The following is a 25,189-nucleotide window of genomic DNA, read 5'->3' as shown; positions in this document are numbered from 1 at the left end:
TCCAGTCGACGACGTATACGGTCAGTTTCGCCACGTCGTCGAAGGATCCACCGGCCGCGGCCAGGGCGGTGCCGACGTTGAGGTACTCGCGGGCCACCGCCCTTTTCCGGCTGTCAGCCCGTCACGCCATCGGGTCCGGCAGAACACCGTGCCGGACGAAGTACGAGACGTAGGAGGCGAACACCTTCTCGTCGATGTCCGGGCAGGTGACCCCGGAGCCGCTGAGGAACTCGCGGGTGGCCGCGTCCGAGAATTCGGCGACCTCGAACTTCTCCAGGTCCACGAGCATGCGCATCAGCGGGAACATGGAGTTGTTGACGTCGGCGGACACGGCCTTCATCCACCGGAGGATGCTGACTTCCTTCAGCTCGTATCCCACACCGCGCACGAGTTCGAGGATCGCGCCGGAGTCCAGCGAGCCGGAGCTCACCTCGTGGAATGTCCGGCCGAGGGACCGCGGGTCGCGGGAGATGGCGACCATCGCGGAACTCACGTAGTCGACCGGCACCATGTTCATGTCGAGGCCGAACTTCCGCGGGTAGACGCCCGCCTGCACGGACCCCTTGATGAACCGCCAGACGAAGTCGTTGGGCTGGCACGCACCGCTGCGGGTGTCGCCCCACACCTGTCCCGGACGGTGGACGGTCAGGGGCACTCCCCTGCGGCCGGCCTCCCGCACGAGCTGTTCAGCCACCCACTTGCTCTTCGTGTAGCCGAGCGCGAGCGTCTCGGGGGGGCCGGTGACGTCGGTCTCCGTACGCGGTCCCAGGGCGGCCCGGGGCTCGAAGACGCCGATGGTCGACACATGGTGCAGGGTGGCCTCCGCGGCGCAGGCCAGCCGGAGGATCTCGTGGGTGGCGTCGATCGTCGACTTGCGCAGCCACTTGTAGAGGGTGAGGAAGTTGACCTTGGCGGCGGAGTGGTAGATCGCGCCGATGCGTCCGGCCAGCTCCGCGTACTCCTTCTCGGGCACTCCGAGGCGGGGCCGCGTCACGTCACCGGTCACGACGCGGACGCGGCCGAGGTCGACCGCGTCGAGCACCTCGTAGGTGCCGAGGGTGGCCTTCAGCCGCTCCAGGCCGGCCTCGGCGTCGGCGGCCCGCACCAGGCAGTGCACGGTCAGACCGCGTGCCAGCAGCTCCTTCAGCAGGAACGCCCCGAGGAACCCGGTCGCGCCGGTGAGGAACACCTCGGAAATCGTGCTCGGGTCCTTCGCCGCGAAGCCGGTGATGTCGTCGGCCAGCACGACATCCTGCGCGAACTCGTCGGTGACTCCTGATTGCGTGAGCGAAGTCATCAGCTCTCTTTGTTCCTTCCCCGGGACCTGGTCTCCGGTTCGGTGCGGCGGCCAGGGCAGGCCCTAGGAGGAGGCCGCCGCCTGGGCTATCGCTCCGCTGAGCAGCGACAGGGCCTCTTTGACGTCCTCGTCCGTCGCGACGATCGGCGGCAGCAGCCGTACCGTCGTCGGACGGCTGATGCAGGGGGAGACGACCAGCCCGCTCTGGGCGAGGCCGGCCAGTACGTTGCCGGAGACCTCGGCCGTGGTGAAGTCGATGCCCCACAGCAGACCGCGGCCGCGGGTATCGACCACCACGCCGCCGTGCTCCTCCCGGATGTCCGCCAGCCCGGCGGCCATCGCCGCGGCGATGCGCTCGCCGTCGGCCGCGTGCCGCTCGATGGTGGCGAGGGCCGTGGGGATCACGCCGGTGCCCAGCGGGTGGCCGCTGAAGGTGGCGGTGTGCCGCATCGGGTCGGAGAGCAGGGGCTCGAAGAGCCGGTCGTTGCCGACGGCCGCCGACACCGGCACGACACCGCCGCCGAGCGGCTTGCCGAGCAGGACGGCGTCCACCGGCAGCCCGGCCTCCAGCGCGACCGACTTGGCGCCGCAGCGCCTCAGGCCCACCTGGATCTCGTCGGAGATGACGAAGGCCCCGTGCTCCCGCGCGTCACGGCACCAGCTCGCGAGGACGTCCTCGTCCAGCAGCCGGACACCGTTCTCGGCCTGTACGGGCTCGAAGACGAGCGCGGCGACGTCCTGTTCGGCGATGACGCGTGCCAGGGCCCGGGGGTCGTCCGGGTCGATGTGCACGACTCCGTGCAGCAGGGGTTCGAGGCCCGCGCGAAACCGCTCGTTGTGTGTCAGGGAGAGCGCGCCCAGGGTCTTTCCGTGGAAGGCGCCTTCGACGGCGACGACCGTGGTGCGGCCGGTGGCCACCCGGGCGAGCTTCAGCGAGACCTCGACGGCGTCGGCGCCGCCGCACCCGAAGTAGACCCGGTTCAGGGCCCCTCCGAAGTACTCGGTCAGCTTCTCGGCGGCCAGCGGGGCCACCGCGCTCTGGACCGTCCTGGTCGACGCGGGCATGACGTCCAGCTGGGCGCGGACCGCGTCCAGGACCGCCGGATTGCGGTGCCCGAGGAGGGCGACCGCGTACGAGCCGAAGTCCAGGACCGACCGGCCGTCCGAGAGCGTCACCCGGCAGCCGTCGGACGAGGCCTCGACGGCGCCCTGCCCGCTGAACTTTCCGGCCACCGAAAGAGCGGGTGAGAAGTGCCGCTTCACCCGCCGGAACGTTTCCTTCGCATCGACCGGGCCAAGGTCACTCATGACTGATCCTCCTACGCGCTCTGCTCGACGATGCCCTGCTGGTAGCCCTCGAGTGCCTTGGCCACAGCGGGATGAATCATTTCGGCGACCATCGGCAGACCGATGTCGAACTCCACCTTCAATTCGAGGCCGACCCCTTCGGCGTCCTCGACGATCTGCCAATATCCCTCGTAGTTCGCGAGGTCACCGTCGGTCTGGCGGAATTCCACCCGCCGCCGATCCGCGTCGATGACGTCCTCCTGGTCCCATTCCATTTCGGAACCCTTGAGTTCGACCACCCAGCTGCTGGTGCGCCGGTCGCCGTCCTCCTCGGTGATCTCGACCTCGTTGACACCCTCCATGTACGAAGGGAATGCCTCGATGTCCAGCAGTACCTTCCACAGGTGGTCGGGTGTTCCGGCGCCCCGGTGGGTGGTATGCAGTACGGCCATGGAAATCTCCTCTCAGAATTCGCAATTCCGCTCATCGGCGATTCGCAGTTTAGGTGGGCGGAGCACCCGTTCCGGGCGCCGAATGGGCACATCTGACAGACAATTGACAGGCTGACAACCGGCAGGGCGAACAACCCGGCGGAGCGGGTCCGCCGGTCCCCGCGCCGGATCTGACGCAAGGTCCCCGCGCCTCGATCGGACGCAAGGCCCCCCGTTCCCTCACCGCCCGCCGGACGCACCCGCTCGGGCGCCGGATCGCCGTTCGGTCAGGCGGAGTCCCTTCGCTGTCCCGATCCGCCCTCGACGAGCGCCATGAGCCGGTCCAGTTCCGAACGGAGCGAGTGCTGTTCCGACGTCAGCTGGTCCACCCGGCGGCGCAGCCGCAGCAGTTCGAAGTCGCTGCCGCCGCCCTCCCGGTAGTGCTCGGTGTCGGCGGCACTGTCCTCGCCCACCGGGTGCTCGCCGACTCCGTGCCCGTGCCGGCGGTGACCCGCGTCGTGGATCGGGCGTACGGAAAGGCCCCGTACGGCCACCGGCCCGGCAGCGGTCTCGGGGGCGCGGCGCCTGCGTACGGTGTCCCGTACCGCCCGTGCCTCGCCCTGCCTGCCGCAGCGCTGGAGGGACAGGACCAGCTGGTCGCGGAAGCGCTCGCGCAGCGGGTGGGCGACGACCAGCTCTTCGAGCTGGCCGACCACCTGGCGGTGGTGGCCGATGCGGATCGAGGCGTCGCAGAGGTCTTCCAGGGCGAGCAGACGCTCCTCCTCCAGCCGGGCCGCGACGCCGGAGCACAGGGGGCCGTGGGAGCCCCCGTCGAGCGCCGGGCCGCGCCACAGCCTGAGCGCCTTGCGCAGCAGGGCCGCGGCGGCATGCGGATCCGTCTCCAACTGCCGCTGGGCGCGCGCCGCCTGGAGCCGGAACTGCACGCTGTCGAGTTCGTCGGGACGCGCCTGCAACAGATAGCCGGAGCCGCGCGCGACGAGACGGGGGGTGTTCGCCCGGGCCGGCTCGACCTCGATCAGCTGCTGGCGCAGCCGGGAGACGTGTGCCTGGAGGGCGTTGATCGCCTTGTCCGGGGCGTTGCGGCCCCACAACTCGTTGATCAGCGCTTCCGTGGGAACGGCAGACCCCAGGCGGACCAGCAGCACCCCGAGGAGCACGCGCTGCTTGGGACTGTTCAACTGGACGCTCCGCTGCCTGACGTCGTCATAGATCTCAGGGGGCCCCAGTACACGGAACTGCATCACAACCTCCACCCGTCGTCGCGGCCTGCACCGCGCGGCAGTGCCGAGGTCACCACGGACGGGGGTCCCGCATCGTGAGTACTCAGGTACTCAAACCCCTGTCGCCGTTCGGCGGCCGGCGCGCCCGCGCTCCGGATCCTCGGCGGTTCCGCGGACCTCCGGCGGCCGAAAGGTGAGTGGCCGAAGCAAGGTGAGTACCGGTTACTCAGGCCCACGGGGAAAGGGCGTGGTGGGCTGCACCCAGGGACCGTGACGACAGGGCGGGCAGGTGCAGGTGAGATGACTCAGTGGGATGCGGATGCGGCGATCGTGGGACTCGGCGCCTGGGGCGCCTCCGCGCTGTGGAGGCTGTCCGGCCGGGGCGTCGACGTCATCGGCTTCGACCGTTTCACCCCCGGACGCGCGCCCGGATCGTCGTACGGCGCGGGGATGTTCCGGCTGTGCTGCTCCGAGAACCCGGCGCTCGTGCCGCTCGCGCGGCGCTCCCACGCGCTGTGGAGGGAGCTCGAAGAGGCCTCGCGGGAGCGGCTGTTCGTGCCCTGCGGGGGGTTGCTGGTGGGCCCCGAGGACGGGCTGGTGGCGGGCGGCGCACTGCGCGCCGCGCGCGAGCACGACATCGATGTCCGGACCTTCACGGCGCGGGCGCTGCGCTTCCAGTACCCGCGCCACACCGGTGTACCCGACCACCACATCGGCGTGTGGGAGCCGAGCGCGGGGCTGTTGCGGGCCGAGAACGCGGTGCGCGCCGCGGTCGCCCTCGCCCGGAGCAGCGGTGCCCGTGTCTTCGCGGACACCCGGATCACCTCGGTCGAGCCCATCACGGGCGGCGTCCTGCTGCACACCGCACAGCGCAGCGTGCGTGTCCGGCAGGTCGTGGTGACGGCCGGTGCCTGGCTCGCGGAGCTGGTGCCCGGCCTGCCGCTGGAGACGGTCCGGATGCCGGAGACCTGGTTCCGCCCGCTCGAGGAAGACGGCGGTTTCACACTGGAGGAGTTCCCCGCCTTCGTCCGCGAACTCGACGACGGCCGGGTGCTGCGCGGCAGCGGGTCCGAAGGCGGTCACGACATCCGGCTGAGCCTGGAGGACCGCGAGGTGACGGGCAAGCCGCTGGACCCGGACGAGATCGACCGCGGCGTGGCGTACGACGACTGGTCCGACCTGGCGCGCATGCTGCCGGCGAAGCTTCCGGGTCTGCGGCGGCTGCCGGCCAGGGTCTCGGTGCGGACGACGACACGGGCCGCCGACGGGCAGTTCGTGCTCGGCCGTCCCGACGGGGATCCGCGCCTCGTCGTCGCCGGCGGTGGCGGCGCGTACGGCCTCCAGTACGCCACGGGCATCGGCGACGCCCTCGCCGATCTCGTCCGCGGGGCGGAGAACGCGGTGCCGCCGGCTTTCCTCGGGCCGGACCGCCTCCGCTGAGAGAAGGGCGCGGAGGTACGGTCGAGATCCCCCTATGCGAAGGATGTCCTGTGGCCAGTGTGGTGAAGATCAATGTGCTGACCGTCCCCGCCGAGCAGCGCGAAGTGCTCGAGAAGCGCTTCGCCTCCCGGGCCGGCGCGGTGGAGGGCGCTGACGGTTTCGAGTGGTTCGAGCTGCTGCGGCCGCTCGAAGGGACCGACCAGTACCTCGTGTACACGCGCTGGCGCGACGAGGCGTCGTTCCAGGCCTGGATGGCGGGCTCGATGAAGGCGTCCCACGGCGGCGCGCAGGGCGGCGGCGCTCAGGGGCAGGGCGGTCCGCAGGGTGAGGGCGGCGAGCGTCCGAAGCCCGCGGCCACCGGCTCGACGCTGTGGTCCTTCGAGGTGGTCCAGTCGGCCGCTCCCAAGGCCTGACCGCACCCGATAATCGCTGGCCGGGGCTCCGGCACCTGCGGTACAGAGAACGTCATGACGTCCTGGACCCTGGCCCGCGAGGCCTTCGACTCACCCGACGCGACCGGCCTGCGCCGTGACTACTACGCCGATGTGGCGAGCAGTTACTGGCGGCGGCCCGCGACGGAGGGGGAGATCGACGAGGGACTCGCCGGTGACGGCGTCGAACTGCTCACCCCTCCCACGGGGACGTTCGTCGTCGGCCGGTACGGCGGCGAGGCCGCGGCCTGCGGCGGGGTGCTGCTGCTGGACGACGGGCGCGCCGAGCTCACCCGCGTCTTCGTGCGCCCGGCCTTCCGCGGCCGCGAGGGCGCGGGCATGCTGATGGAGCTGCTGGAGGACGAGGCCCGCACGCTCGGCGCCCGGCGCATGGTGCTCAACACCCGTCTCGATCTCACGTCGGCGCGTGCGCTGTACATACGGCACGGCTACTCCGAGATCCCGGCGTACTGCACCGGGCCCTACATGCAGATCTGGTACGGCAAGGAGCTGCGCGCGGCGGCTGCCTGACGGGCCCGGGCCGCCGCTCGGCCCGACCGCGGCGGGAGGGGCCTCCTCGAAGCCGGCCCGACCGCCCACGGGAGCGGGCCGCCGCTCGGCTCGACCGCGGCGGCCTCAGGGCGCGTGGTCGCGCTTCGGTGGCGGGCTGTAGGGCCGTTCGCCGTCCGAACCGCACAGCTCGGCGTTCAGCTCCTCGACCAGGTGCACCAGATCGGTCGGCCGCTCGGGGCCCCACCAGTCGCCGAGCAGCTCGGCCAGCGACTCCTCGCGGGCCTTGGCGAGCCGTACGGCACACTCCAGACCCTCCTCGGTCAGCAGCAGCTGGAGCCCCTCACGACGGGCGAGGTGACGTTCCTCCAGCAGTCGGGCGGCGTCGGTGATGGTCCGCAGCGGTACGGGCGTGACATCGGCGAGCAGGCCCGGCTCCACCGTCCCGTGGCGGCGGATGCGCAGCAGCAGCCAGCTGGCCGCGGGTGTCAGGTCATACCCGGCCTTCGCCGTGATCTTCTCGTAGATGTGCCGCCGTCCCTCGCGCGAGCCGAGGACCGACAGCGCACGGGCCGCCTCTTCGAGGGAGGAGCGGTGCACCGGGTTCGACGCGACCGTCTGGCTGGGGTCGGGCGCGGTGACCGAGGCACGCAGCGGGTCCTCCTTGAGGAACCAGGCGACGACGAACCCGACGAGCACCACGGGCACGGCGAAGAGGAAGACGTCCGTGATGGCCGTGGAATACGCGTGGAGCACCGACGATCGCAACGCGGGAGGCAGTTCGCCGATGGCACGGGGATCGGCGGCCAGCTCCGAAGGACCCGCGCCCGGCGGCATCGGTTTTCCGGCGAGCGCCTCTGTGAGCATGCTCGCCAGCCGGCTGGTGAAGATCGTCCCGAAGATGGCGACGCCGAACGACGCGCCGATGGACCGGAAGAAGGTCGCCCCCGAGGTGGCGACGCCGAGGTCCGCGTAACCGACCGAGTTCTGCACGACCAGCACGAGCACCTGCATCACCAGGCCGAGCCCGGACCCGAAGACGAAGAAGTAGACACTCATCTCCCAGGTCGAACTGGTCTCGGTGAGCCGGTGGAGCAGCACGAGGCCGAGCGCGGTGATCCCGGTGCCGACGATCGGGAAGACCTTCCAGCGGCCCGTGCGGCTGACGATCTGGCCGGAGGCCGTGGAGGTCAGCAGCATGCCCAGCACCATCGGCAGCAGATGCACCCCGGAGAGGGTCGGACTCACGCCCTGGACGACCTGGAGGAAGGTCGGCAGGAAGGTCATCGCGCCGAACATCGCGAACCCGACGACGAAGCTGATGATCGCGACGAGGGTGAAGGTGCGGATGTGGAAGAGCTTCAGCGGGATGACGGGTTCGGCCGCCCGCCGCTCGACCCGCACGAAGACGTAGAGCAGCAGCAGTCCGACCACCGCGAGGGCGATGATCTGGGCGGAGGCCCAGGGCCAGGTCGTGCCGCCCAGCGAGGCGACGAGGATCAGACAGGTGGCGACGGCCGCGATGAGGAAGGTGCCGAGGTAGTCGATCGTGTGCCGGGTGGAGCGCACGGGGATGTGCAGGACGGCGGCGACGACGAGCAGCGCGACGATGCCGATGGGCAGATTGATGTAGAAGACCCAGCGCCAGGTGAGGTGTTCGGTGAAGAAGCCGCCGAGCAGGGGGCCGAGGATGCTCGTCGCGCCGAAGACACCTCCGAAGAGGCCCTGGTACTTGCCGCGTTCCCGGGGCGAGACGATGTCCCCCACGATCGCCATGGACAGCACGATCAGCCCGCCGCCGCCGAGGCCCTGGAGGGCGCGGAAGCCGATGAGCTGCGGCATGTTCTGCGCGATGCCGCACAGCGCGGAGCCGATCAGGAAGATGACGATCGCGGCCTGGAAGAGCTTTTTACGGCCGTACTGGTCGCCGAGCTTGCCCCACAGAGGGGTGGCGGCGGTCGAGGCCAGCAGATACGCGGTGACCACCCAGGACAGATGGTCCAGCCCGCCGAGTTCGCTGGCGATGGTCGGCAGCGCGGTGGAGACGATGGTCTGGTCGAGCGCGGCGAGCAGCATGCCCAGGAGCAGCGCCCCGATGGCGACCATGACGCTCCGCCGGTTCTGTCCCTCCCCCGGGGCCGGGCTCACGGCCGGGGTGCCCACGTCCTGCGCCATGCGCCCTCCTCGGTTCTCCTCGGTGCCGCACCCTCCCCCGTGTCCGCTCCCCCACTGTCCTCCCCATCGTGGTGGTTGAGTCCCGTTATGGCCTGCCGAACCGGAACGACTGGCGTAACCGCCCCGCTTTTTGTATCGTGAAGGAACAAAGTGGCTCCGCCCGTACTCCCTGACCGGCGGGCGGAGCCGCTTGATGTCCTTTCCCTCGCCGCCCTCCGCCCTGGAGCACGCCGATGCCGGCCAGCACGACGCCCGCCCTGACCGCCCGCGCCGTCCTGCTGGACATGGACGGCACCCTCGTCAACTCGGACGCCGTGGTGGAGCGCTGCTGGCGCCGCTGGGCGACCGACCACGGCCTGGACCCGGACGAGGCGCTGAAGGTCGTCCACGGCCGCCAGGGCTACGCCACGATGGCGGTCCTGCTGCCGGACCGGCCCATGGAGCAGAACCACGCGGACAACCGCGTGATGCTCGCCCAGGAGACGGCGGACACGGACGGCGTGATCCCGGTCCCCGGCGCCCCCGCCTTCCTCGCCGCACTGACCGGCCTCCCGCACGCCCTGGTGACCTCGGCGGACGAGCCCCTGGCCCGAGCCCGCATGACGGCGGCGGACCTCCCGATGCCCCCGGTCCGCGTCACGGCCGAACGCGTCGGCGCGAGCAAGCCGGACCCGGAGGGCTTCCTGAAGGGCGCGGCGGAACTGGGCTTCGTCGCGGCGGACTGCGTGGCGTTCGAAGACTCCGAAGCGGGCATCGAGGCGGCCCGCGCGGCAGGCATGCGCGTGGTGGGCGTGGGCCCGAGGGCGAAGCCGCTGTCCCCGGACGTATGGGTGGAGGACCTGCGCGGAATCGCGGTGGAGCGGACGCTGAACGGTCATATAGCGCTGAGCTTCACGCCCTGAGCGCGGCCGGGGCGAACGTCGCCTGACCGGTTTGAGGCGCGGGGCTCGGCAACGCGGCCCGCCGCTCGAGGTGAGGCCGAACTCAGCCCCACCGCCTGACGAAGTCGCGGCCACAACCAGCCACGCGGCCCGACCCAACAAGGCCGGGCAGAATCAGCCTCGCCTGCGTTTGAGGCGCGGGGCCCGGGCCGGAGCCCCGCCACCACCCGCACCCTCCCCGCCCGGGCCCGGCAACTCGGCCCGCCGCTCGAGGTGAGGCCGAACTCAGCCCCACCGCCTGACGAACTCGCGGCCACAACCAGCCACGCGGCCCGACCCAACAAGGCCGGGCAAAATCAGCCTCGCCGGCGTTTGAGGCGCGGGGCCCGGGCCGGAGCCCCGCCACCACCCGCACCCTCCCCGCCCGCACCCCGGTACCGGCGCGGCTCACGAGGCCCACTGCACGCCCCGCCGCCCCCCGAGGCCGCGCCCTCATTCACGATGCAGCACCCCCCTCGCCACCAGCTCCAGCAGCACCGCCACCGCCACCGTCTGCACCGCCATCAGGCCGGCCAGCACGAACAGCTGCACCGCGCCCGCCAGCAGCGGTGACGCCCCGCCGAGCAGCATGCCCACGAACAGCGCCCGGGAGCGTGACGAGCCCCACCGTCCTCGTCTGATCGAGCCCCGGCAGCAGCGCGTCCGACGCGGCCGGGCGGGCCACCTCCAGCCGGGCGTCGCGGTCGAGCAGCCCGAGCGCCATCCCCGCCTCCACCTCGCCGCGCCGCAGGCCGAGCTCGTCGAGGGCGCGCCGCCCGCTGAGCACGGTCACGGTGAGCGCCCCGCCGATGAGAATCCCGGTCACGGGGATCAGCGCGATGCCCTTCACCGGCACCAGCCCGGTGAGCAGCAGCGCGGCGACGACGGGAAAGACACCCGCGGCGATCGGGGGCGCGGCCCACCACCAGGTCCGGTTGGCCGTGATGCGCCGCCCGGCCGTCCGTACGGCGACGGCGTACATCAGCAGCACGAAGGCGAACAGCAGCGGCAGCGACCGGACGACCCAGCCGATGATCAACGACACGGCGGCGAGTTGGACCGCCGCCCGTACTCCGGCGACCGCGATCTCCCGGGCCCGGCCGAGATGGGCGACGGCCGCGACCGTCGCCGCCACGGCGAGCAGTACGGCCAGAACCACCCCGAATGTGACGTTCACCGGCAGCAGCGCCCACCAACCCTACGCCGCCCGCGGTCATGTGCCGGTTCGTCAGAACCCTTGATGTGACGTGCCCATGTCGTCAATCTGTAACCCGGCGCCCATCCCACGGCAACCCCGCGCCGCCACGATTGGCCACGCCCACTGGCCAAGCACCCCCCACGACAAGGGAGTTCGCATGCCCGGTATCTACGCGCGTCATGGACGCCGTATAGCCGTACTCGCCGCCACCTCCGCTCTCGCCGTCACCGGTCTCCTGGCTACGGCCCCCACCGCCCAGGCCGCCCCGCCCACTCCGGTCAGCGCCGCCACCGCACGCACCTACCTCAGCCAGCTCACGGTGCGGGCGGAAGGTTCCTCCACCGGCTACAGCCGCGATCTGTTCCCGCACTGGAGCACCCAGTCGGGCGCCTGCAACACCCGTGAGGTCGTCCTGAAGCGCGACGGCCGGAACGTCGTGCAGGACTCCAGCTGTGCCGCCACCAGTGGCAGCTGGTACTCCGAGTACGACGGCGCCACCTGGTCCGCCGCCTCCGACGTCGACATCGACCACATCGTTCCGCTCGCCGAGGCCTGGCGCTCCGGCGCGAACAGCTGGACCACGTCCCGCCGCGGTTCGTTCGCCAACGACCTCACCCGTCCGCAGCTGATCGCCGTCACCGACAACGTCAACCAGTCCAAGGGCGACCAGGACCCCGCCGAGTGGATGCCCTCGCGCACCACGTACCGCTGCACGTACGCCCGCATGTGGGTGCAGGTGAAGCAGTACTACGCCATGAGCGTCGACTCCGCCGAGAAGAGCGCGCTGCAGTCGGTTCTGAACGGCTGCTGACCAGCGGCTGACCGTCCGGCGCGGATCCTCGCCGGAACCTGTCCTTACCCCTCCGTCGTTCCGTACGGTACGGGGCGACGGAGGAGGACACATGGCAGGGCTGCGTTTGGGACCGTTGCTGCGGTACGTCGACTGGGAGGCGGGCGGCACGGCGACCGTCTGGGTCGAGGCCGACCGGGCCTGCACGGCGGAGGTCCGCTGCGCGGACGGCGCCGGCGGCTCCGCACCCACGTTCCGGGTCGCCGACCACTTCTACGCCCTGGTGCTGGTGACCGGCCTCACCCCGGGCACGACCACGGAGTACGAGGTACTGCTCGACGGAGACCGCGTCTGGCCGCTGGAACACTCGGCCTTCCCGCCGAGCACCATCACCAGCCCCGAGGGCGGCTCCGCGGCCGTGACCGTCTCCTTCGGCTCCTGCCGCTGGGCGGCCCCGGCGGCCGAGGACCACGACCCCGTGGGCCCCGACGCCCTCGACACCCTGGCCGCCCGGCTCGCCGCCGCCCCACTCGCCGAGCGCCCCGACGTCCTGCTGCTCCTCGGTGACCAGGTGTACGCGGACGAGACCTCCGAGAGCACCAGGGAATGGCTGGCGAAGCGGCGCGATCTCGACCAGCCGCCCGGCGCCGAGGTCGCGGACTACGAGGAGTACACCCACCTCTACGACGAATCCTGGCTCGACCCCGATGTGCGCTGGCTGCTGTCCACCGTCCCGAGCTGCATGATCTTCGACGACCACGACCTGATCGACGACTGGAACACCAGCGCCGCCTGGGTGTCCGACATGCGCGCCACCGACTGGTGGCAGAAGCGCGTCACCAGCGGCCTGATGTCGTACTGGGTCTATCAGCACCTCGGCAATCTCACACCCGCCGAGCTGGAGAGCGACGAGACGTATGCCGCCGTGCGCTCCTCGACCGACGGCACCGAGGAGTTGCGGGCCTTCGCCACGAAGGCGGACCTCGATCCGGCCTGTGTGCGCTGGAGCTACCGGCGCGACTTCGGCCGGACCAGACTGCTGATGGTCGACAGCCGCGCCGCCCGGGTCCTGGAGGAGCGCAGCCGCGCGATGCTGGACCCCGGCGAGGCCGCCTGGGTCCGGGAACAGGCGCTGGACCGCAAGGGTGCGTACGACCACCTCCTCGTCGGCACCTCTCTGCCGTGGCTGCTGCCTCCGCTGATCCACGACGCCGAGACATGGAACGCGGCGCTGTGCCGCGGCGAGCGGGGCGAACGCTGGGCCCGGCTCGGCGAGAAGCTGCGCCGTATGGCCGACCTGGAGCACTGGGCGGCCTTCCCCGACTCCTTCGAGGAGCTCGCGCGGCTGTTCGCCGAGACCGGCACCGGCGAGGGCGCTCCGGCGACGATCTGTGTGCTCTCCGGCGATGTGCACCACGCCTACGTCGCCGAACCCGACTGGCGCGGCAAGCCCGGCCCGGACGCCCATGTGGTGCAGCTGACCTGTTCACCCGTGCACAACTCCGTGCCCCGGTCGATGAGATTCGGATTCCGCTTCGGCTGGAGCCGGTTGGGACGACGGCTCGGTCACGCGCTGGCCCGCCACGGCCGGACGGGCCGGCCGCCGGTGCACTGGGACCGCACGGGCGGACCGTGGTTCGGCAACCAGCTGATGACGCTGCAACTGCGTGGCCGGGCGGCCCATCTGCGCCTGGACCAGGCCCAGATGGGCGACGGCGGGCTGGGTGCGCGGCTGGTGACCGTCGACGAGCGGGAGCTGACCACGGGCCGTGATCCCTCCCACAGCACACGGTGATCCATCCCCCAGGGGTTCGGCTCACGGCGGACCCCCGGCATGATGTGGCGGACGCTCCGCTTCCGAGCGCGCCTCAATGCCGGGGAGTTTCCGCTTTGTCCGATGTACGCGACGTATGGTCCACCGCTACGCACCCTCGCACCCCCGTCCGTGCCCACGCCGTCGCGATCGTCGGCGCCGGCCCCCGGGGCACGTCGGTCCTGGAGAGACTCTGCGCCTCGGTCCCCGAACTGAGGCCGGGGACGCCGCTGACCGTCCATCTCGTCGACCCCGCACCCCCGGGCGCCGGGCGCGTCTGGCGCACGGACCAGCCGGCGGAACTCCTGATGAACACGGTCGCCTCCCAGGTGACCGTCTTCACGGACGCCAGCGTCGGCTGCGAGGGCCCGATACGCCCGGGGCCGAGCCTCTTCGAGTGGGCGGCCGCCCACAACGAGGACCTCGGCCCCGACGACTACCCCACGCGCGCCTGTTACGGCCGCTATCTTGAGTGGGCGTTCCGGCGTGCGGTCGCGGGCGCACCGGAGTCCGTGACGGTCCGGGTGCACCGGGCGCGCGCGGTGGCCCTGGCGGACGACCGGCACAGAGACGAGCCGGACCCCCCGCAGACCCTGACCCTGGATGACGGCACGACGCTCACCGGGCTGAGCGCGGTGGTGCTCGCCCAGGGCCATCTGCCGGTCGTCGGCCGTCAGACGCAGGCGCATCTCGCCGAGTACGCGGCCCGGCACCCGCACCTGCGCTACGTCGGACCCGCCAACCCGGCGGACATCGACCTCTCCGGCATCCAGCCCGGCGAACGGGTGCTGCTGCGCGGCCTCGGCCTCAACTTCTTCGATCACATGGCCCTGTTGACGACCGGCCGGGGCGGCGCGTTCGTCCGCGACACCTCCGGGACGCTCGTCTACCGGGCGTCCGGCCGTGAGCCGCGGCTGTACGCGGGATCGCGGCGCGGGGTGCCGTACCAGGCACGCGGCGACAACGCCAAGGGCCCTTCCGGCCGTCATGACCCGCTCGTCCTCACGCCCGAGGTGATCGCGGCCTTCCGCGACCGTGCGGCCGCGGGCAGTCCGCCGGACTTCCTCACCGAGATATGGCCGCTGGTGGCCAAGGAGGTGGAGACGGTCCACTACGAGGCGCTGCTCGGCGCGGCCCCCGGCTTCCGGACCCGATTCCTCGCCGCGCCGCACGGGAGCGCCGAAGAGGCCGCCGTACTGGACGCGTTCGGCGTCCCGGCCGCAGGCCGCTGGTCGTGGGAGCGGCTGTCCCGCCCCTACGCGGGCGAACGGTTCGGCTCTCCGCGCGAGCACCGCGCCTGGCTCCTGGCCCATCTGCGGCAGGACGCGGAGCAGGCGGCCCTCGGCAACGTGGCCGGTCCGGTCAAGGCCGCGCTCGACGTACTGCGGGATCTGCGCAACGAGCTGCGCCTGATCGTGGACCACGCGGGCCTCTCCGGCACCTCCCGCCGCGATCATCTGGACCGCTGGTACACGCCGTTGAACGCCTTCCTCTCCATCGGGCCGCCGCGCCGGCGCATCGAGGAGATGACGGCTCTCCTGGAGGCGGGCGTGCTGGAGGTGATCGGCCCGCGGACGGCCATGGGGACGGTGGACGGGCGCTTCACGGCGTACTCCCCCGACGTCCCGGGCTCGGCGGTGACGGCGACGACGCTGATCGAGGCGCGGCTGCCGGAGCCCGATCTGCGGCGCACCTGCGACGCGTTGCTGAGCCGGCTGATGATGACGGGCCAGTGCCGGCCGCACGCGGTCGACGGCTACGAGACGGGCGGCCTGGACGTCACCCGGCGTCCGTACCGCCTGGTGGACCGACGGGGACGGGCGCACCCGAGGCGTTTCGCCATCGGTGTGCCGACGGAGGGCGTGCACTGGGTGACGGCAGCAGGTGCGCGGCCTGGTGTGGACTCGGTGACGCTCGCCGACGCGGATGCCGTGGCCCGGGCCGCACTGCGCATGGTGCCCCGACATGAAGTTCGTGTGAGAAACGAAGTCCGGTCGAATGTTGAACTTGCAAGCATTGATTAGGTCAGCCTAACTTGTAGGCGAGCTCCACCTCTCGTCCCCCACACCGCAGGAGTCCCCATGGCCAACACCCAGTTGACCTCCCGGCTGAACCAGTACCAGCCCTACGCCCTCGGCCTGTTCCGCATCGTCGTGGGCCTGCTCTTCGCCTGCCACGGCGCCAACACGCTCTTCGGCGTCATAACCGACGGCGAGACGATCGCGGCCGGCACCTGGCCGAAGGGGCCCGCGGCGGTGATCGAGCTGGTCGGCGGCACCCTGGTGCTCCTCGGGATCGGGACCCGCAGCGCCGCCTTCCTCTGCTCCGGCGCGATGGCGTACGCGTACTTCTCGGTGCACCAGCCGGAGGGCCTCTTCCCCCTGGAGAACAACGGTGGCGAGCCGGTGCTGTTCTGCTGGGCCTTCCTGCTCCTGATCTTCACCGGCCCGGGCGCGCTGGCGGCGGACAAGCTGTTCACGGCGGGCGGCGCGAATCGCACCGAGGGCGAGCAGCGGACCACGGTCTCCGCCTGATCCCGATCCCGCACACCGCCGAGCGCCCGCGTCCCCACGAAGGGGACGCGGGCGCTCGGACATGAGGAGGCGGACGCTCCGCAGCAAGGGGAGGCGGGGGCTCCGCCGAGCCCGGGCAGGAGCGGAGGCGAGGGCTCCGCGCAACCCCGGCAGGAGCGGCGTAATTCCCTATTCCGGGCAGACGTGATGATCACAACATCAGTGCCCCCCAAGCGATCTCGGGGTGAACGTCAGGCGTACGCTGTACAGCTGTTACTGCCGCCCCTGCCGCTCCCCTGCGACGTCGCGGCGTTGTTCACGAAACCGGGGAGTATCAAGGTGCTCGAGAGCATGGGGTCGCTGACCGGCAGCCCATGGATTTATGCCGTGGTGGCCCTGTCCGTCCTCCTCGACGTCTTCCTGCCCGTCCTGCCGAGCGGGGTCCTGGTGATCACCGCGGCGACCGCCGCGGCCGCCGGAACCACCGCGACCGCCACGTCCGTTGCGAACGCCGCGGGCCAGGTCCCCCGTGAGGTCCCCTCGCTGCTCGTCCTGGTCCTGTGCGCGGCCACCGCCTCCGTCCTCGGTGACCTCGTCGCCTACCGCCTGGCCTGGCGGGGCGGGGACCGCTTCGACCGCGCGATCGCCAAATCCCGCCGCCTGACCAGCGCGCAGGCCAGGCTCGGTACGGCCCTGAGCCGTGGCGGCGGCACGCTCGTCGTGATCGCCCGTTTCGCCCCGGCCGGCCGCTCGGTCGTCTCCCTGGGCGCGGGCGCGGCACACCGCAAGGTGAAGGAATTCCTGCCCTGGTCGGCGCTCGCGGGCGTGGCCTGGGCGGGCTACAGCGTGGGTCTCGGATACTTCGGCGGCCAGTGGCTCGGCGCGACCTGGGTCGGCGCGGCCGTGTCCGTGTTCGCGCTGGCGGGCGCGGGGGCCCTGGCGGCCTACGTCATGCGGCGTCCGACGCAGTCGCCTGCGCCTGAGACCCCTTAGCGGCGCCACCGCCGCCGCGGATCTCGAGCCCGTCGAGCAGTCGGCCGGTCGCCTCCGCGATCTCCTCGACGGCCCGGTCGAACACCTCCTGGTTGTGCGCGGCGGGCGCCCGGAAGCCGGACACCTTCCGCACGTACTGGAGGGCGGCGGCGCGGATGTCGCCCTCGGTGGCCTCTTCGGGGAGGACGGGCGGACGGAGAGTCTTGATGCTGCGGCACATGTGTCCCAGTGTGCCTCGCGGGTCCGACAGCGGCCATGCCGCTCATGATCGATCCCCGTTGTGCGGCCCGTGGAAGCGACGGACGTAGCGCCGCTGCCAGGGTGTCTCGACGGCGTGGGAGTCGTAGTGCCGCCGCACGTACCGCACCGCGTCCTCGGCGGGCACCCCGTCGAGGACGGCGAGACAGGCGAGCGCGGTCCCGGTCCGCCCCCGCCCACCCCCACAGGCGATCTCCACCCGCTCCCGCCCGGCCCGCTCCCACGCGTCCCGCAGCACCGCGCGGGCGGCGCCGCGATCACTGGGCAGCCGGAAGTCGGGCCACTTCAACCACGTGAAGTCCCAGTCGACTTGGGCCGGCGGCTTCCCCAGCAGATACACCCCGAAGTCGGGGACACCCCCACCGGGCAGCCCTTTTCGCAGCCCACGCCCCCGCACGTACCGCCCGGAGGGAAGCCGCAGCACGCCGGCACCGGTGGGATCCCAGGTCTCGATCACCTGCTCAACGTACGCGCCGCCCGTCGGGAGCGGGGTGCGGTGCGGTCGCGGACCGGTTCGAGCGGTCCGGCCTCCCGAAGCGCAAGGCGCGCCTACTCCCCGGCCCCGTCAGCGAAGGTGTCGGCGGCACGCTGGATTCCGGCGACGTAGTCGCGCCACCACGCCTCGTCGCCGATCTCGTCGTGATCGGCGCCGCCCCGCCCGTCGATGAGCTCGCGGACGACGTCGGCGTGCCCCGCATGCTGGGCGGTCTCGACCACCATCCGCACGAGCAGTACACCCAAGGTGGTCTCGCGCCGCTCCTCGGGCCAGTGCGCGACCCACCCGGGAGCGTCCAGCCCGAGCTCCTCGACGGTCCGGTCCCCATGCGCGCAGGCCCGCTCGTAGAGCCCGATCAGATACGCGCTGGACTCGTCGGCGGTCGCCCACATGTCGGCGCCCTCCCAGATGGACCCGTCCTCGACCCACGCCAGGCTCTCGGGCGCAGGCCGCTTGAACGACTCGCCGAGGTACGTGTACTCAACCCCGGCCAGGTGCTTGACGAGCCCGAGCAGATTGGTCCCGCTGGGCGTGAGGGGCCGCCGCAGGTCGTACTCCCCGAGCCCGTCCAACGTCGCCAACAACCCGGCCCTGCCGGCCTTCAGCTTGCGGTGCAACTCCTGCTTCAGATCGAACATGCGCGCTCCAGTGACCGACGCCGGATGTGCGAAGGCGCCAGGGTACGCGCTGTCCTCCGCCAGGCTCCCCCAGCTCGGACCGGGAGAAGTGGCTGACCTGACCACCCGGGAAGTGGCCGAGCAAACAACGTCCTCGGGAGCGCGGGAGGATCAAGTCGAGTGCGCACAGGGGCACATGGCGACAGGCATTCCCGCCCCGGCGCGCGCTCGGCTACCGGTCACACAGCCAACGGCACCTGCTCGCCCTCCACCGGGGTCCCGTAGTGGGCCCAGATCTGGTTCAGCTCGTGCTGGTAGTAGAGCGAGTGCAGACCGGCAAGGATCCCGAGGATCACCCCGATCCACGGATTGCACGTGGGCTGCAGCCCGGCCGACCTCTGCATCCGGGCAATGCGCAGCCCGGTGTTGTAGATCGACACGAAGGGCGGAACGATCACCAGCCAGCCGACGGTGACGGCCAGGACGGACAGCATCGGATCGACCTCGATCCGCCTGTCGAAGTCGCGGGCCTCGCGATTCACCTTGTAGTACCAGACGAAATGGTAGACACCCAGGGTGATCAGCGGCCAGACCAGCCACACAAGGAAGATGTTGCGGCGTTTGCCGGCTCGACCTGACACGACGCACCTCCTGTTCCTCCAGTGCATCACGCGGAATGGGAACACGCGCGCTTTGTCCATGGGCGGCGGGGGCGCACCTCGGACGGCCGCGGAGTGGGGCAGGACGAGGCGGGAATGCCCTGACCTGGGGCCGGTCGTCGTCAGACAAATGCACCCTGTGTCGACGGCCTGGAGAACCCGTTCGCCCGCGCCGAGGACACCAGGAGCGCGGCGGGTTTCCCGCCGACCCACAACCCTCGCACCCCCCACGTAGCCTGGCAGGAGGGCGCCGCCGCGGACCGCACGGCGACGGTCACCAGGGCACCGGGGCACCGGGGCACCGATCACCGGCCGACAGTCGCCGGGCTTGCGGCCGGGTCATGACGCGCGACGACAGGAAGACCCCATGACCGCCTCGTACGAAACCATCGACACCAGCGTGGACGGCAACGTCCTGACCGCCACTTTCAGCGCTCCGCCGATGAACCTCATCGGTCCCGAGGTGGTGCGCGACCTGGTCACGTTGCTCGACGATCTGGCGCAACCGGACGCCCCACGTGTGGTGATCTTCGAGAGCGCGGACGCCGACTTCTTCTTCCCGCATGTGGACATGACGAAAGTCCCCGAGTACACCGCCGAGGCCGCGAAGGCCGGAGGCCCCGGAGACGCCTCCCTCGGAATGCTGTTCCGCAAGCTGAGCCGGCATCCGGCCGTCACCGTCGCCAAGCTGCGCGGCCGCGCCCGGGGAGCGGGCAGCGAATTCCTCCTCGCCTGCGACATGCGTTTCGCCTCCCGGGAGAAGGCCGTCCTCGGCCAGATCGAAGTGGGGATGGGAACCCCTCCCGGCGCGGGCGCGATCCAGCACCTCACCCGTCTGCTGGGCCGCGGCCGGGCACTCGAAGCCGTACTGACGTCGTCGGACTTCGACGCGGATCTGGCCGAACGCTACGGCTGGGTCAACCGTGCCGTCCCCGATGCCGAACTGGACGAGTTCGTGGCAGCCCTCGCCGCGCGCATGGGCGGCTTCCCCCGCGACGCGCTGATCGCGGCCAAGGGGGCGATCAACGCCATCAGCCTTCCGACCCCGGCAGACGTACGCGCCGACGCCGCCCTGTTCCAGCAACTGGTCCGCGGCGACGGAGTCCAGGCGCGCGCGGCCGAGCTGTTCGAGCAGGGCTTCCAGACGCGGGGGGACACAGAGCTGCGCCTCGGGGACGCGCTGGGCGACCTGAAGGCCATCGACTGACCGTGTCCGCGACGCTCCGTGGCCGGCCGGCAGACGCGGCCGGTACGTCACCGCGCGGGGCCCGGACCCCGAAACGCCGAGCGCCGGCAGTCAGGCCACCTGTCACTGATTGGCCCTCGCCCCGGTCCGGAGTGCCAGGAAGACTGCGGAGCCGATGCCGTACCGCGAGGAGTTGTGATGCAGGTAGCAGTGGTCACCTTCGACGGGTTCAACGAACTCGACAGTTTCATCGCTTCCGCGCTGATCAACCGCTGCCGCAAGGACGGCCTGGAGGCGTTCATCACGACACCGACGCCGGTGGTCACCTCGATGAACGGCGTCGAGGTGACCGGTCAGCGCCCGATGGACTTCGTCACCGAAGCCGAGGTCGTGCTGATCGGCAGCGGCGTGAAGGCACGCGAGGTGGCGGCCGACGACCGGATGCTCTCCCGCTTGCAGCTCGACCCCTCACGCCAGCTGATCGGCGCCCAGTGCTCGGGCGCGCTGGTCCTGGCCCGCCTGGGGCTGCTGAACGGCATGCCGGTGTCCACGGACAGCAAGTCCCGCCCGTTCGTCGAAGCCTGCGACGTCACGGTGCTGGACACCCCGTTCCACGCCGAGGGCAACATCGCCACGGCGGGCGGCTGCCTCGCGTCCCAGTACCTGGCCGCGTGGGTGATGACGCGAACGCTCGGGGAGGACGTGGCGCGCGGTGTCATCGATTACGTGGCTCCGGTCGGCGAGAACCAGGAGACGGTGGAGCGGGCGATGCGTGCGCTGCACGCGGGCGAGGTTGCGGTGCACTGAGAGCCGCGCTGTGCGGGCGGGAGGCGGCACGTCTTGACCCGCCCGAGATCGGCTCGGGTGTCGTGGGCTCCCGGTGATCGATGCGGCGATTCTGCGACGGCGTGCCGGCAACGGTGACGAACCCACGAGCTGGGACACCGCCGGACGATCAGTCGCCGAAGTAAGCCTTCGCGACGGCGTAGGTGTCCTCGTAGAGGTGGTAGCGGGTGATCCGCCCGCCCCGGACCGTGGTGTGCAGGGCGAACCCGGTGTCGATGTCCCGGCCCGTCTTCTTGACCTCGGAGACCATGTGCCCGATGAACACCACGTCGTCGCCCTCGGAGATCACGTGCCGGAGGTCGAACTCCTTGGGCTGCACATGAGTCTGCAACAACTCGAAGAAGGTCCGCATGCCTTCCGCCGAGTCGACCTCCGGCACCCAGGGAATGCCGGGCGGGTGTGGGATCGAGAACGACACCGAGTCGGCGAACAGCGCCGCCGCCTCTTCTGTTCTGCCCTCGGCGAACAGCGGGAACAAGCGTTGCACGGTCTGCGCCGGCGACTCTGCTGTCATGCGTGTCGATGCTAGCCGGGGAGGGCGTATCCGGCGCATAACCGGACGCATACTCTCGGCCGATCCGCGAGAGCGCGAGGCGCTCTCTGGCAGACCGGTGGCACTGGAGTCGGCTGCACCAGCCGGACACCAAGTTTCCGTCGAACCGATCCGCGCGGCCGTCGGTGGCGCGACGGGGATTGGCAGCGGCAGGCCCGAACCAGGCACACCGGCATCAACACCTCCTGGGAACAACTGGGTTCGTGTGGCGGACCAGACATCGCCGCCACCGCGCATCGCTGCGGCGGCCATCCGGGTACTCGATCGACTGATCGCGAAGCCCCCGCCCCTGCCTGGCCTTCGTGCCGGGCAGGGGGCCTTTCGTCGTCCTAGCGCCCTGTTGCGCATGCCGCTCGTACGGTTACGGTGCGCGCCACACCACCCACCGAGGGGGACTGATGGCCCGACGACTCGACAAGGTCGGCACGAGCAGCGGCAACAACGGATGCCCGACGCTGTACGAGACCGGCCCCGACACGTACGTGGTACAGGGCGACCGCATCACCGACCCCGCCGAACTTGCGCAGCTCGACAACCTCACCGCCGACGAGGGCGTGGTCACCGTGCCCCGCGAACTCCTCGCCAACTTCGGCCCGAAGGAGCCCATGCACGTGCCGCAGCCCATCACCTTCGAAGAGTTCGACGGCATGTTCACCAGTCTCCGCCACTCTGCGTGGCGACTGGAGACCCGCCGACGCTACGCCGGCGACGAGACCACCGACACCTACCGGCAGTTCGTCGCCGAAGGCCGCGTCGACTGGGACCTCGATGACCCGTGGTGCGTCGAGCGCCGCGAGCAGGTGGAGTTGGGCAAGCGGTTCGAGCGGGTGTGGGTCCTCGACACCCCACCGACCGAGGGCCAGCGCTACCTCCTCGACAACGCCGGCAGGAACACGGCGGCCGGCGAGACCATCCGCGTCCTGCCCCGCAGCACAGCCGATGAGCTGCGTCTCCCGAACGCCGACTTCTGGATCTTTGATGCGCGGGTGGTAGCCCTGCTCCACTTCGACGACACGGACGCCATGACCGGCGTCGAGCTCATCACCAGCCCCGTCGACGTGCTGCGTTACCTCCAGGCCCGCGAGGCGGCGTGGCATTATTCCGTGCCCTACGGCCAGGTCTGACGATAGCTTCGCCATGTGAGCACGGACTTTCAGCAAGCCCGTACCGCGCTCGGCGCGAGGCTCCGAGAGTTGCGCGCCGAGCAGACCGGGCGTGACCTCGCCGCCCGCCTCGGCTGGCCACAATCGAAGGTCAGCAAGCTGGAGACAGGACGGCACACCGCGACCGTAGAGGACCTGCGACAGTGGGCCACAGCCACCGGGCACCCCGAGGCCGCGCCCGAGTTGGAGTCCCGTCTCCTCGGCCTGGAGTCCCACGTCCGATCGTGGCGCCGCCAACTTCGCGCCGGGCACCGGCCGGTGCAGGACGCCCTCACCGTCGAGTACGAACGCTCCACCGTCCTCCGCGCATGGGAGGGCTCGATGGTCGTCGGCATGCTCCAGACCGCGGACTACGCCCGCGCGATCTTCCAGGCGTACGCCGACCTGCACCAGTCCCCGCGCGACATAGACGACGCGGTCCGCGCCCGCATGCACCGCCAGCACCTGCTGTACGGCACGGGCCGCACCTTCCACATCGTCATGTGGGAGGCCGCATTGCACGTCCGCGCGTGCCCGCCGGCGGTACTCGCAGCACAGCTCGACCGCCTCGCGGGCGTCATCGGCCTCGACACGGTACGGCTCGGCATCGTCCCGTTCGGCGCCCCGGTGCGCATCCCGCCGGGCCCTGGCTTCTGGCTGTACGACGAGCGCCTCACCATCGTCGAGGACTGGCACGCGGAACTGTGGCTCGATGACACAGACAGCGTCGGCATCTACCGGCGGGTGTGGGATCTCCTGGACCACGCCGCGGTGTACGGGGCGCACGCTCACCGGTTGATCGCCCGTGCTCGGGCCGCGCTCGACATGGCGTGAGCATCCGCGGGAATCCAGCTGGGCGGCCGGAGAATATCCGAGAATCACGGAGGGCCGTGATTCTCGTATGTCCTTAACGTGCTGGTCATGGACGCATACACCCGCCCCCCGGGGCTTCGGAACCGGGCACGCTCGGCTGGTGCCACTACCACCAGGGCGAGAGTGGCACCGCCGTCCAGGTCGACGTAGCCGATGCAGGGTCCGGCCCCGGAGCCTTCGAGATCCACGCCGGCGCGCCATGCCGGGAGCAGCGCGGCCTCACCCCGTGGCCGGAGCGCGTGGCGTGAAGACGCTGCCGTTCACCACCCCGGACCGGCCGGTCATCCCCTGCTACTGCTGGATCCGCAAACCAGGCACGGAGATGCGCTGCACCCCCGCCCCTCACGCCGACGGCGCTCACTACCACCACTACTCCCGCGAAGAGTGGCCGTACCGTGGCCCGGAACCACAGTGAGCGGCCGCCCGCGCTGCGCGAAGCGCCGGCCTGCCGCATCGACGAGCACACCGAGTGCCATGGTCCGGCCGTGGTGCGACGGTCGGGCGCCCCGGTGTGGGAGCAGCCAATCGAGGTGCTGCACTGCGGCTGCGTCTGCCACCGGGGCCGGGCAGCACGGGAGACCGCGGCCGCCCAACGGCGAGCAGGATAGGGCGGCCGGCCCAGGCGTCCGGTTCCATATTGGTGACCTGGGCCTTCGTCGTGCTTCTAGCTGGTGGGCGCGATGATGAGGTCCCCCTCCCAGTGCCCGGGAACCGCACGGTCCGCTGCCTCGGCCGGCCGGTCGCTGATCATCACCATGTTCCTGATCGGGCCGCAGACACGTTTGTAGGCGTGTCTGTGGGGGCGGCGCATGGCCCGTCCGGTGCGCAGGGTCAGTTCCCGGCGAAGGTCTCCCCGGCCTTGGACGTAAAGGGCCTGGTAGATCGTCTCGTGGGTCACGTGCATCTCCGGCCGGTCGGGGAAGCGTGCCCGCAGAGCCTGGCAGATCTGCTCGGGGCTCCACCGCATCATCAGGTGGTTCTGGATGACATCCCGCAGCTCAGGGTTCTGTCCGATCTTCCCCAGCTTCGGCCGTGTTCGACGTGCCACTGCACGTCGGTGGGCCTCGAAGGGCCGGTAGGACCAGCCGCGGCCCCTGGGCATGAGGCGGCGGTTGCGTCGTATCTCCCGGCTAACCGTGGATGGGGCCCGCCCCAACTCCACGGCGATCTGCCGAATCGATGCCTTCTCACGCAGCCGGTCGGCGATGTGGATGCGCTCGGGCTCGGTCAGGTAGCGGGACGCCGAAGCCGGTTCCTCCACGACTCGAATGGGAGGAACCGGCCTACTACCGCGGGATGGCGAGTGCCAGCCGTTGCGCCACCGCTTTCCGGTGCGCAGGTTGATACCGACGATCCGCGCGGCTTCCCGCGTGCTGTAGCCCTGCTCCATGAGCTGGAAGTATGCGGCCCTCTCACGGACCAACCTCCGCCCGCCCGGCATCCGATCCTTCCGGATCTCGAAGTCCATCGCACCCCTTCATCTGGGGTGTTGCAACGACCACTAGAACTGAAGCTAGGCG

Annotated in this window: 24 protein-coding genes and 3 pseudogenes; 14 read left to right on the top strand and 13 right to left on the bottom strand. The window is 70.9% G+C overall.

Features of this window, described 5'->3' with window-relative positions:
• The 5 genes and pseudogenes from ABTX78_RS25650 to ABTX78_RS25630 all read right to left on the bottom strand — a co-directional run.
• Positions 1 to 97, bottom strand: a pseudogene (locus ABTX78_RS25650) (RidA family protein); the annotation flags it as partial.
• Positions 98 to 121: 24 nt separating this feature from the next.
• Entirely contained in the window at positions 122 to 1,297 is a 1,176-nt protein-coding gene (locus tag ABTX78_RS25645; RefSeq protein WP_352209144.1) for an SDR family oxidoreductase, read from the bottom strand.
• 63 nt (positions 1,298 to 1,360) lie between these two features.
• Positions 1,361 to 2,605 carry an aspartate aminotransferase family protein gene (locus ABTX78_RS25640; protein ID WP_352209143.1) on the bottom strand — a complete coding sequence of 415 codons (1,245 nt, stop codon included), beginning with the start codon at positions 2,603 to 2,605 and terminating at the stop codon, positions 1,361 to 1,363.
• Between the two features lie 11 nt (positions 2,606 to 2,616).
• On the bottom strand, positions 2,617 to 3,036 hold the full coding sequence (locus tag ABTX78_RS25635; RefSeq protein WP_352209142.1) for a type II toxin-antitoxin system RatA family toxin: 420 nt from the start codon (positions 3,034 to 3,036) through the stop codon (positions 2,617 to 2,619).
• Between the two features lie 266 nt (positions 3,037 to 3,302).
• On the bottom strand, positions 3,303 to 4,277 hold the full coding sequence (locus tag ABTX78_RS25630) for an AfsR/SARP family transcriptional regulator (RefSeq protein ID WP_352209141.1): 975 nt from the start codon (positions 4,275 to 4,277) through the stop codon (positions 3,303 to 3,305).
• 279 nt (positions 4,278 to 4,556) lie between these two features.
• On the opposite strand from ABTX78_RS25630, the gene ABTX78_RS25625 reads away from it, so the two are divergent.
• The 3 genes from ABTX78_RS25625 to ABTX78_RS25615 are packed head-to-tail and all read left to right on the top strand — an operon-like array spanning position 4,557 to position 6,658.
• On the top strand, positions 4,557 to 5,696 hold the full coding sequence (locus tag ABTX78_RS25625; protein ID WP_352209140.1) for an FAD-dependent oxidoreductase: 1,140 nt from the start codon (positions 4,557 to 4,559) through the stop codon (positions 5,694 to 5,696).
• Positions 5,697 to 5,746: 50 nt separating this feature from the next.
• Complete coding sequence (locus tag ABTX78_RS25620; RefSeq protein WP_352209139.1) at positions 5,747 to 6,109, top strand: antibiotic biosynthesis monooxygenase family protein; 363 nt, start codon at positions 5,747 to 5,749, stop codon at positions 6,107 to 6,109.
• Between the two features lie 54 nt (positions 6,110 to 6,163).
• Entirely contained in the window at positions 6,164 to 6,658 is a 495-nt protein-coding gene (locus ABTX78_RS25615) for a GNAT family N-acetyltransferase (RefSeq protein ID WP_352209138.1), read from the top strand.
• Between the two features lie 105 nt (positions 6,659 to 6,763).
• Here ABTX78_RS25615 and ABTX78_RS25610 read toward each other — a convergent pair whose 3' ends face one another.
• Positions 6,764 to 8,812 carry an MFS transporter gene (locus tag ABTX78_RS25610; RefSeq protein WP_352209137.1) on the bottom strand — a complete coding sequence of 683 codons (2,049 nt, stop codon included), beginning with the start codon at positions 8,810 to 8,812 and terminating at the stop codon, positions 6,764 to 6,766.
• Between the two features lie 233 nt (positions 8,813 to 9,045).
• Here ABTX78_RS25610 and ABTX78_RS25605 point away from each other — a divergent pair, with 233 nt between their 5' ends.
• The gene (locus tag ABTX78_RS25605; protein ID WP_352209136.1) at positions 9,046 to 9,714 is read left to right on the top strand and encodes an HAD-IA family hydrolase; all 669 of its coding nucleotides are present in this window, start codon (positions 9,046 to 9,048) and stop codon (positions 9,712 to 9,714) included.
• Positions 9,715 to 10,185: 471 nt separating this feature from the next.
• Here the strand turns inward: ABTX78_RS25605 and ABTX78_RS25600 are convergent.
• Positions 10,186 to 10,918: pseudogene (locus tag ABTX78_RS25600) on the bottom strand (ABC transporter permease).
• A 169-nt stretch (positions 10,919 to 11,087) separates the two neighbouring features.
• Between ABTX78_RS25600 and ABTX78_RS25595 the strand changes: the two are divergent.
• The 5 genes from ABTX78_RS25595 (at position 11,088) to ABTX78_RS25575 (ending at position 17,039) form a co-directional block, all read left to right on the top strand.
• Positions 11,088 to 11,741, top strand: coding sequence for an HNH endonuclease family protein (locus ABTX78_RS25595; protein WP_352209135.1), 654 nt, complete (start codon positions 11,088 to 11,090; stop codon positions 11,739 to 11,741).
• 91 nt (positions 11,742 to 11,832) lie between these two features.
• The gene (locus ABTX78_RS25590; RefSeq protein WP_352209134.1) at positions 11,833 to 13,515 is read left to right on the top strand and encodes an alkaline phosphatase D family protein; all 1,683 of its coding nucleotides are present in this window, start codon (positions 11,833 to 11,835) and stop codon (positions 13,513 to 13,515) included.
• Between the two features lie 167 nt (positions 13,516 to 13,682).
• Complete coding sequence (locus ABTX78_RS25585; RefSeq protein WP_352209151.1) at positions 13,683 to 15,557, top strand: FAD/NAD(P)-binding protein; 1,875 nt, start codon at positions 13,683 to 13,685, stop codon at positions 15,555 to 15,557.
• Between the two features lie 57 nt (positions 15,558 to 15,614).
• The gene (locus ABTX78_RS25580) at positions 15,615 to 16,067 is read left to right on the top strand and encodes a DoxX family protein (RefSeq protein WP_352209133.1); all 453 of its coding nucleotides are present in this window, start codon (positions 15,615 to 15,617) and stop codon (positions 16,065 to 16,067) included.
• Positions 16,068 to 16,385: 318 nt separating this feature from the next.
• Positions 16,386 to 17,039 carry a DedA family protein gene (locus ABTX78_RS25575; RefSeq protein WP_352209132.1) on the top strand — a complete coding sequence of 218 codons (654 nt, stop codon included), beginning with the start codon at positions 16,386 to 16,388 and terminating at the stop codon, positions 17,037 to 17,039.
• Here the strand turns inward: ABTX78_RS25575 and ABTX78_RS25570 are convergent.
• The 4 genes from ABTX78_RS25570 to ABTX78_RS25555 all read right to left on the bottom strand — a co-directional run bounded on the left by ABTX78_RS25570 (position 16,996) and on the right by ABTX78_RS25555 (position 19,051).
• The gene (locus ABTX78_RS25570) at positions 16,996 to 17,259 is read right to left on the bottom strand and encodes a DUF2277 domain-containing protein (protein WP_352209131.1); all 264 of its coding nucleotides are present in this window, start codon (positions 17,257 to 17,259) and stop codon (positions 16,996 to 16,998) included. The genes ABTX78_RS25575 and ABTX78_RS25570 overlap by 44 nt on opposite strands.
• Before the next feature lie 42 nt (positions 17,260 to 17,301).
• Positions 17,302 to 17,754, bottom strand: a complete 453-nt coding sequence (locus ABTX78_RS25565; RefSeq protein WP_352209130.1) for a protein-tyrosine phosphatase family protein — start codon at positions 17,752 to 17,754, stop codon at positions 17,302 to 17,304.
• A gap of 92 nt (positions 17,755 to 17,846) precedes the next feature.
• Positions 17,847 to 18,431, bottom strand: a complete 585-nt coding sequence (locus tag ABTX78_RS25560) for a DinB family protein (protein ID WP_352209129.1) — start codon at positions 18,429 to 18,431, stop codon at positions 17,847 to 17,849.
• Between the two features lie 218 nt (positions 18,432 to 18,649).
• Positions 18,650 to 19,051, bottom strand: coding sequence for a DUF4234 domain-containing protein (locus tag ABTX78_RS25555; protein WP_352209128.1), 402 nt, complete (start codon positions 19,049 to 19,051; stop codon positions 18,650 to 18,652).
• A 385-nt stretch (positions 19,052 to 19,436) separates the two neighbouring features.
• On the opposite strand from ABTX78_RS25555, the gene ABTX78_RS25550 reads away from it, so the two are divergent.
• The gene (locus tag ABTX78_RS25550) at positions 19,437 to 20,276 is read left to right on the top strand and encodes an enoyl-CoA hydratase/isomerase family protein (RefSeq protein ID WP_352209127.1); all 840 of its coding nucleotides are present in this window, start codon (positions 19,437 to 19,439) and stop codon (positions 20,274 to 20,276) included.
• A gap of 177 nt (positions 20,277 to 20,453) precedes the next feature.
• Positions 20,454 to 21,062, top strand: a complete 609-nt coding sequence (locus tag ABTX78_RS25545) for a DJ-1/PfpI family protein (protein ID WP_352209126.1) — start codon at positions 20,454 to 20,456, stop codon at positions 21,060 to 21,062.
• Between the two features lie 148 nt (positions 21,063 to 21,210).
• Here ABTX78_RS25545 and ABTX78_RS25540 read toward each other — a convergent pair whose 3' ends face one another.
• On the bottom strand, positions 21,211 to 21,615 hold the full coding sequence (locus tag ABTX78_RS25540; RefSeq protein ID WP_352209125.1) for a nuclear transport factor 2 family protein: 405 nt from the start codon (positions 21,613 to 21,615) through the stop codon (positions 21,211 to 21,213).
• 437 nt (positions 21,616 to 22,052) lie between these two features.
• Here ABTX78_RS25540 and ABTX78_RS25535 point away from each other — a divergent pair, with 437 nt between their 5' ends.
• The 3 genes from ABTX78_RS25535 (at position 22,053) to ABTX78_RS25525 (ending at position 24,084) form a co-directional block, all read left to right on the top strand.
• Positions 22,053 to 22,778 carry a DUF6879 family protein gene (locus tag ABTX78_RS25535; RefSeq protein ID WP_352209124.1) on the top strand — a complete coding sequence of 242 codons (726 nt, stop codon included), beginning with the start codon at positions 22,053 to 22,055 and terminating at the stop codon, positions 22,776 to 22,778.
• Positions 22,779 to 22,793: 15 nt separating this feature from the next.
• The gene (locus ABTX78_RS25530; RefSeq protein WP_352209123.1) at positions 22,794 to 23,630 is read left to right on the top strand and encodes a helix-turn-helix domain-containing protein; all 837 of its coding nucleotides are present in this window, start codon (positions 22,794 to 22,796) and stop codon (positions 23,628 to 23,630) included.
• Between the two features lie 283 nt (positions 23,631 to 23,913).
• Positions 23,914 to 24,084, top strand: a complete 171-nt coding sequence (locus ABTX78_RS25525) for a hypothetical protein (RefSeq protein ID WP_352209122.1) — start codon at positions 23,914 to 23,916, stop codon at positions 24,082 to 24,084.
• Positions 24,085 to 24,348: 264 nt separating this feature from the next.
• Here ABTX78_RS25525 and ABTX78_RS25520 read toward each other — a convergent pair.
• Positions 24,349 to 25,137: pseudogene (locus ABTX78_RS25520) on the bottom strand (IS30 family transposase); the annotation flags it as partial.
• Positions 25,138 to 25,189 lie beyond the last annotated feature (52 nt).

It is taken from the genome of Streptomyces sp. NPDC096193 (assembly GCF_040302905.1).
GTDB lineage: Bacteria > Actinomycetota > Actinomycetes > Streptomycetales > Streptomycetaceae > Streptomyces.
The sequence above is the reverse complement of the archived record's forward strand: the minus strand, read 5'-3'. Positions and strand labels throughout refer to the sequence as shown.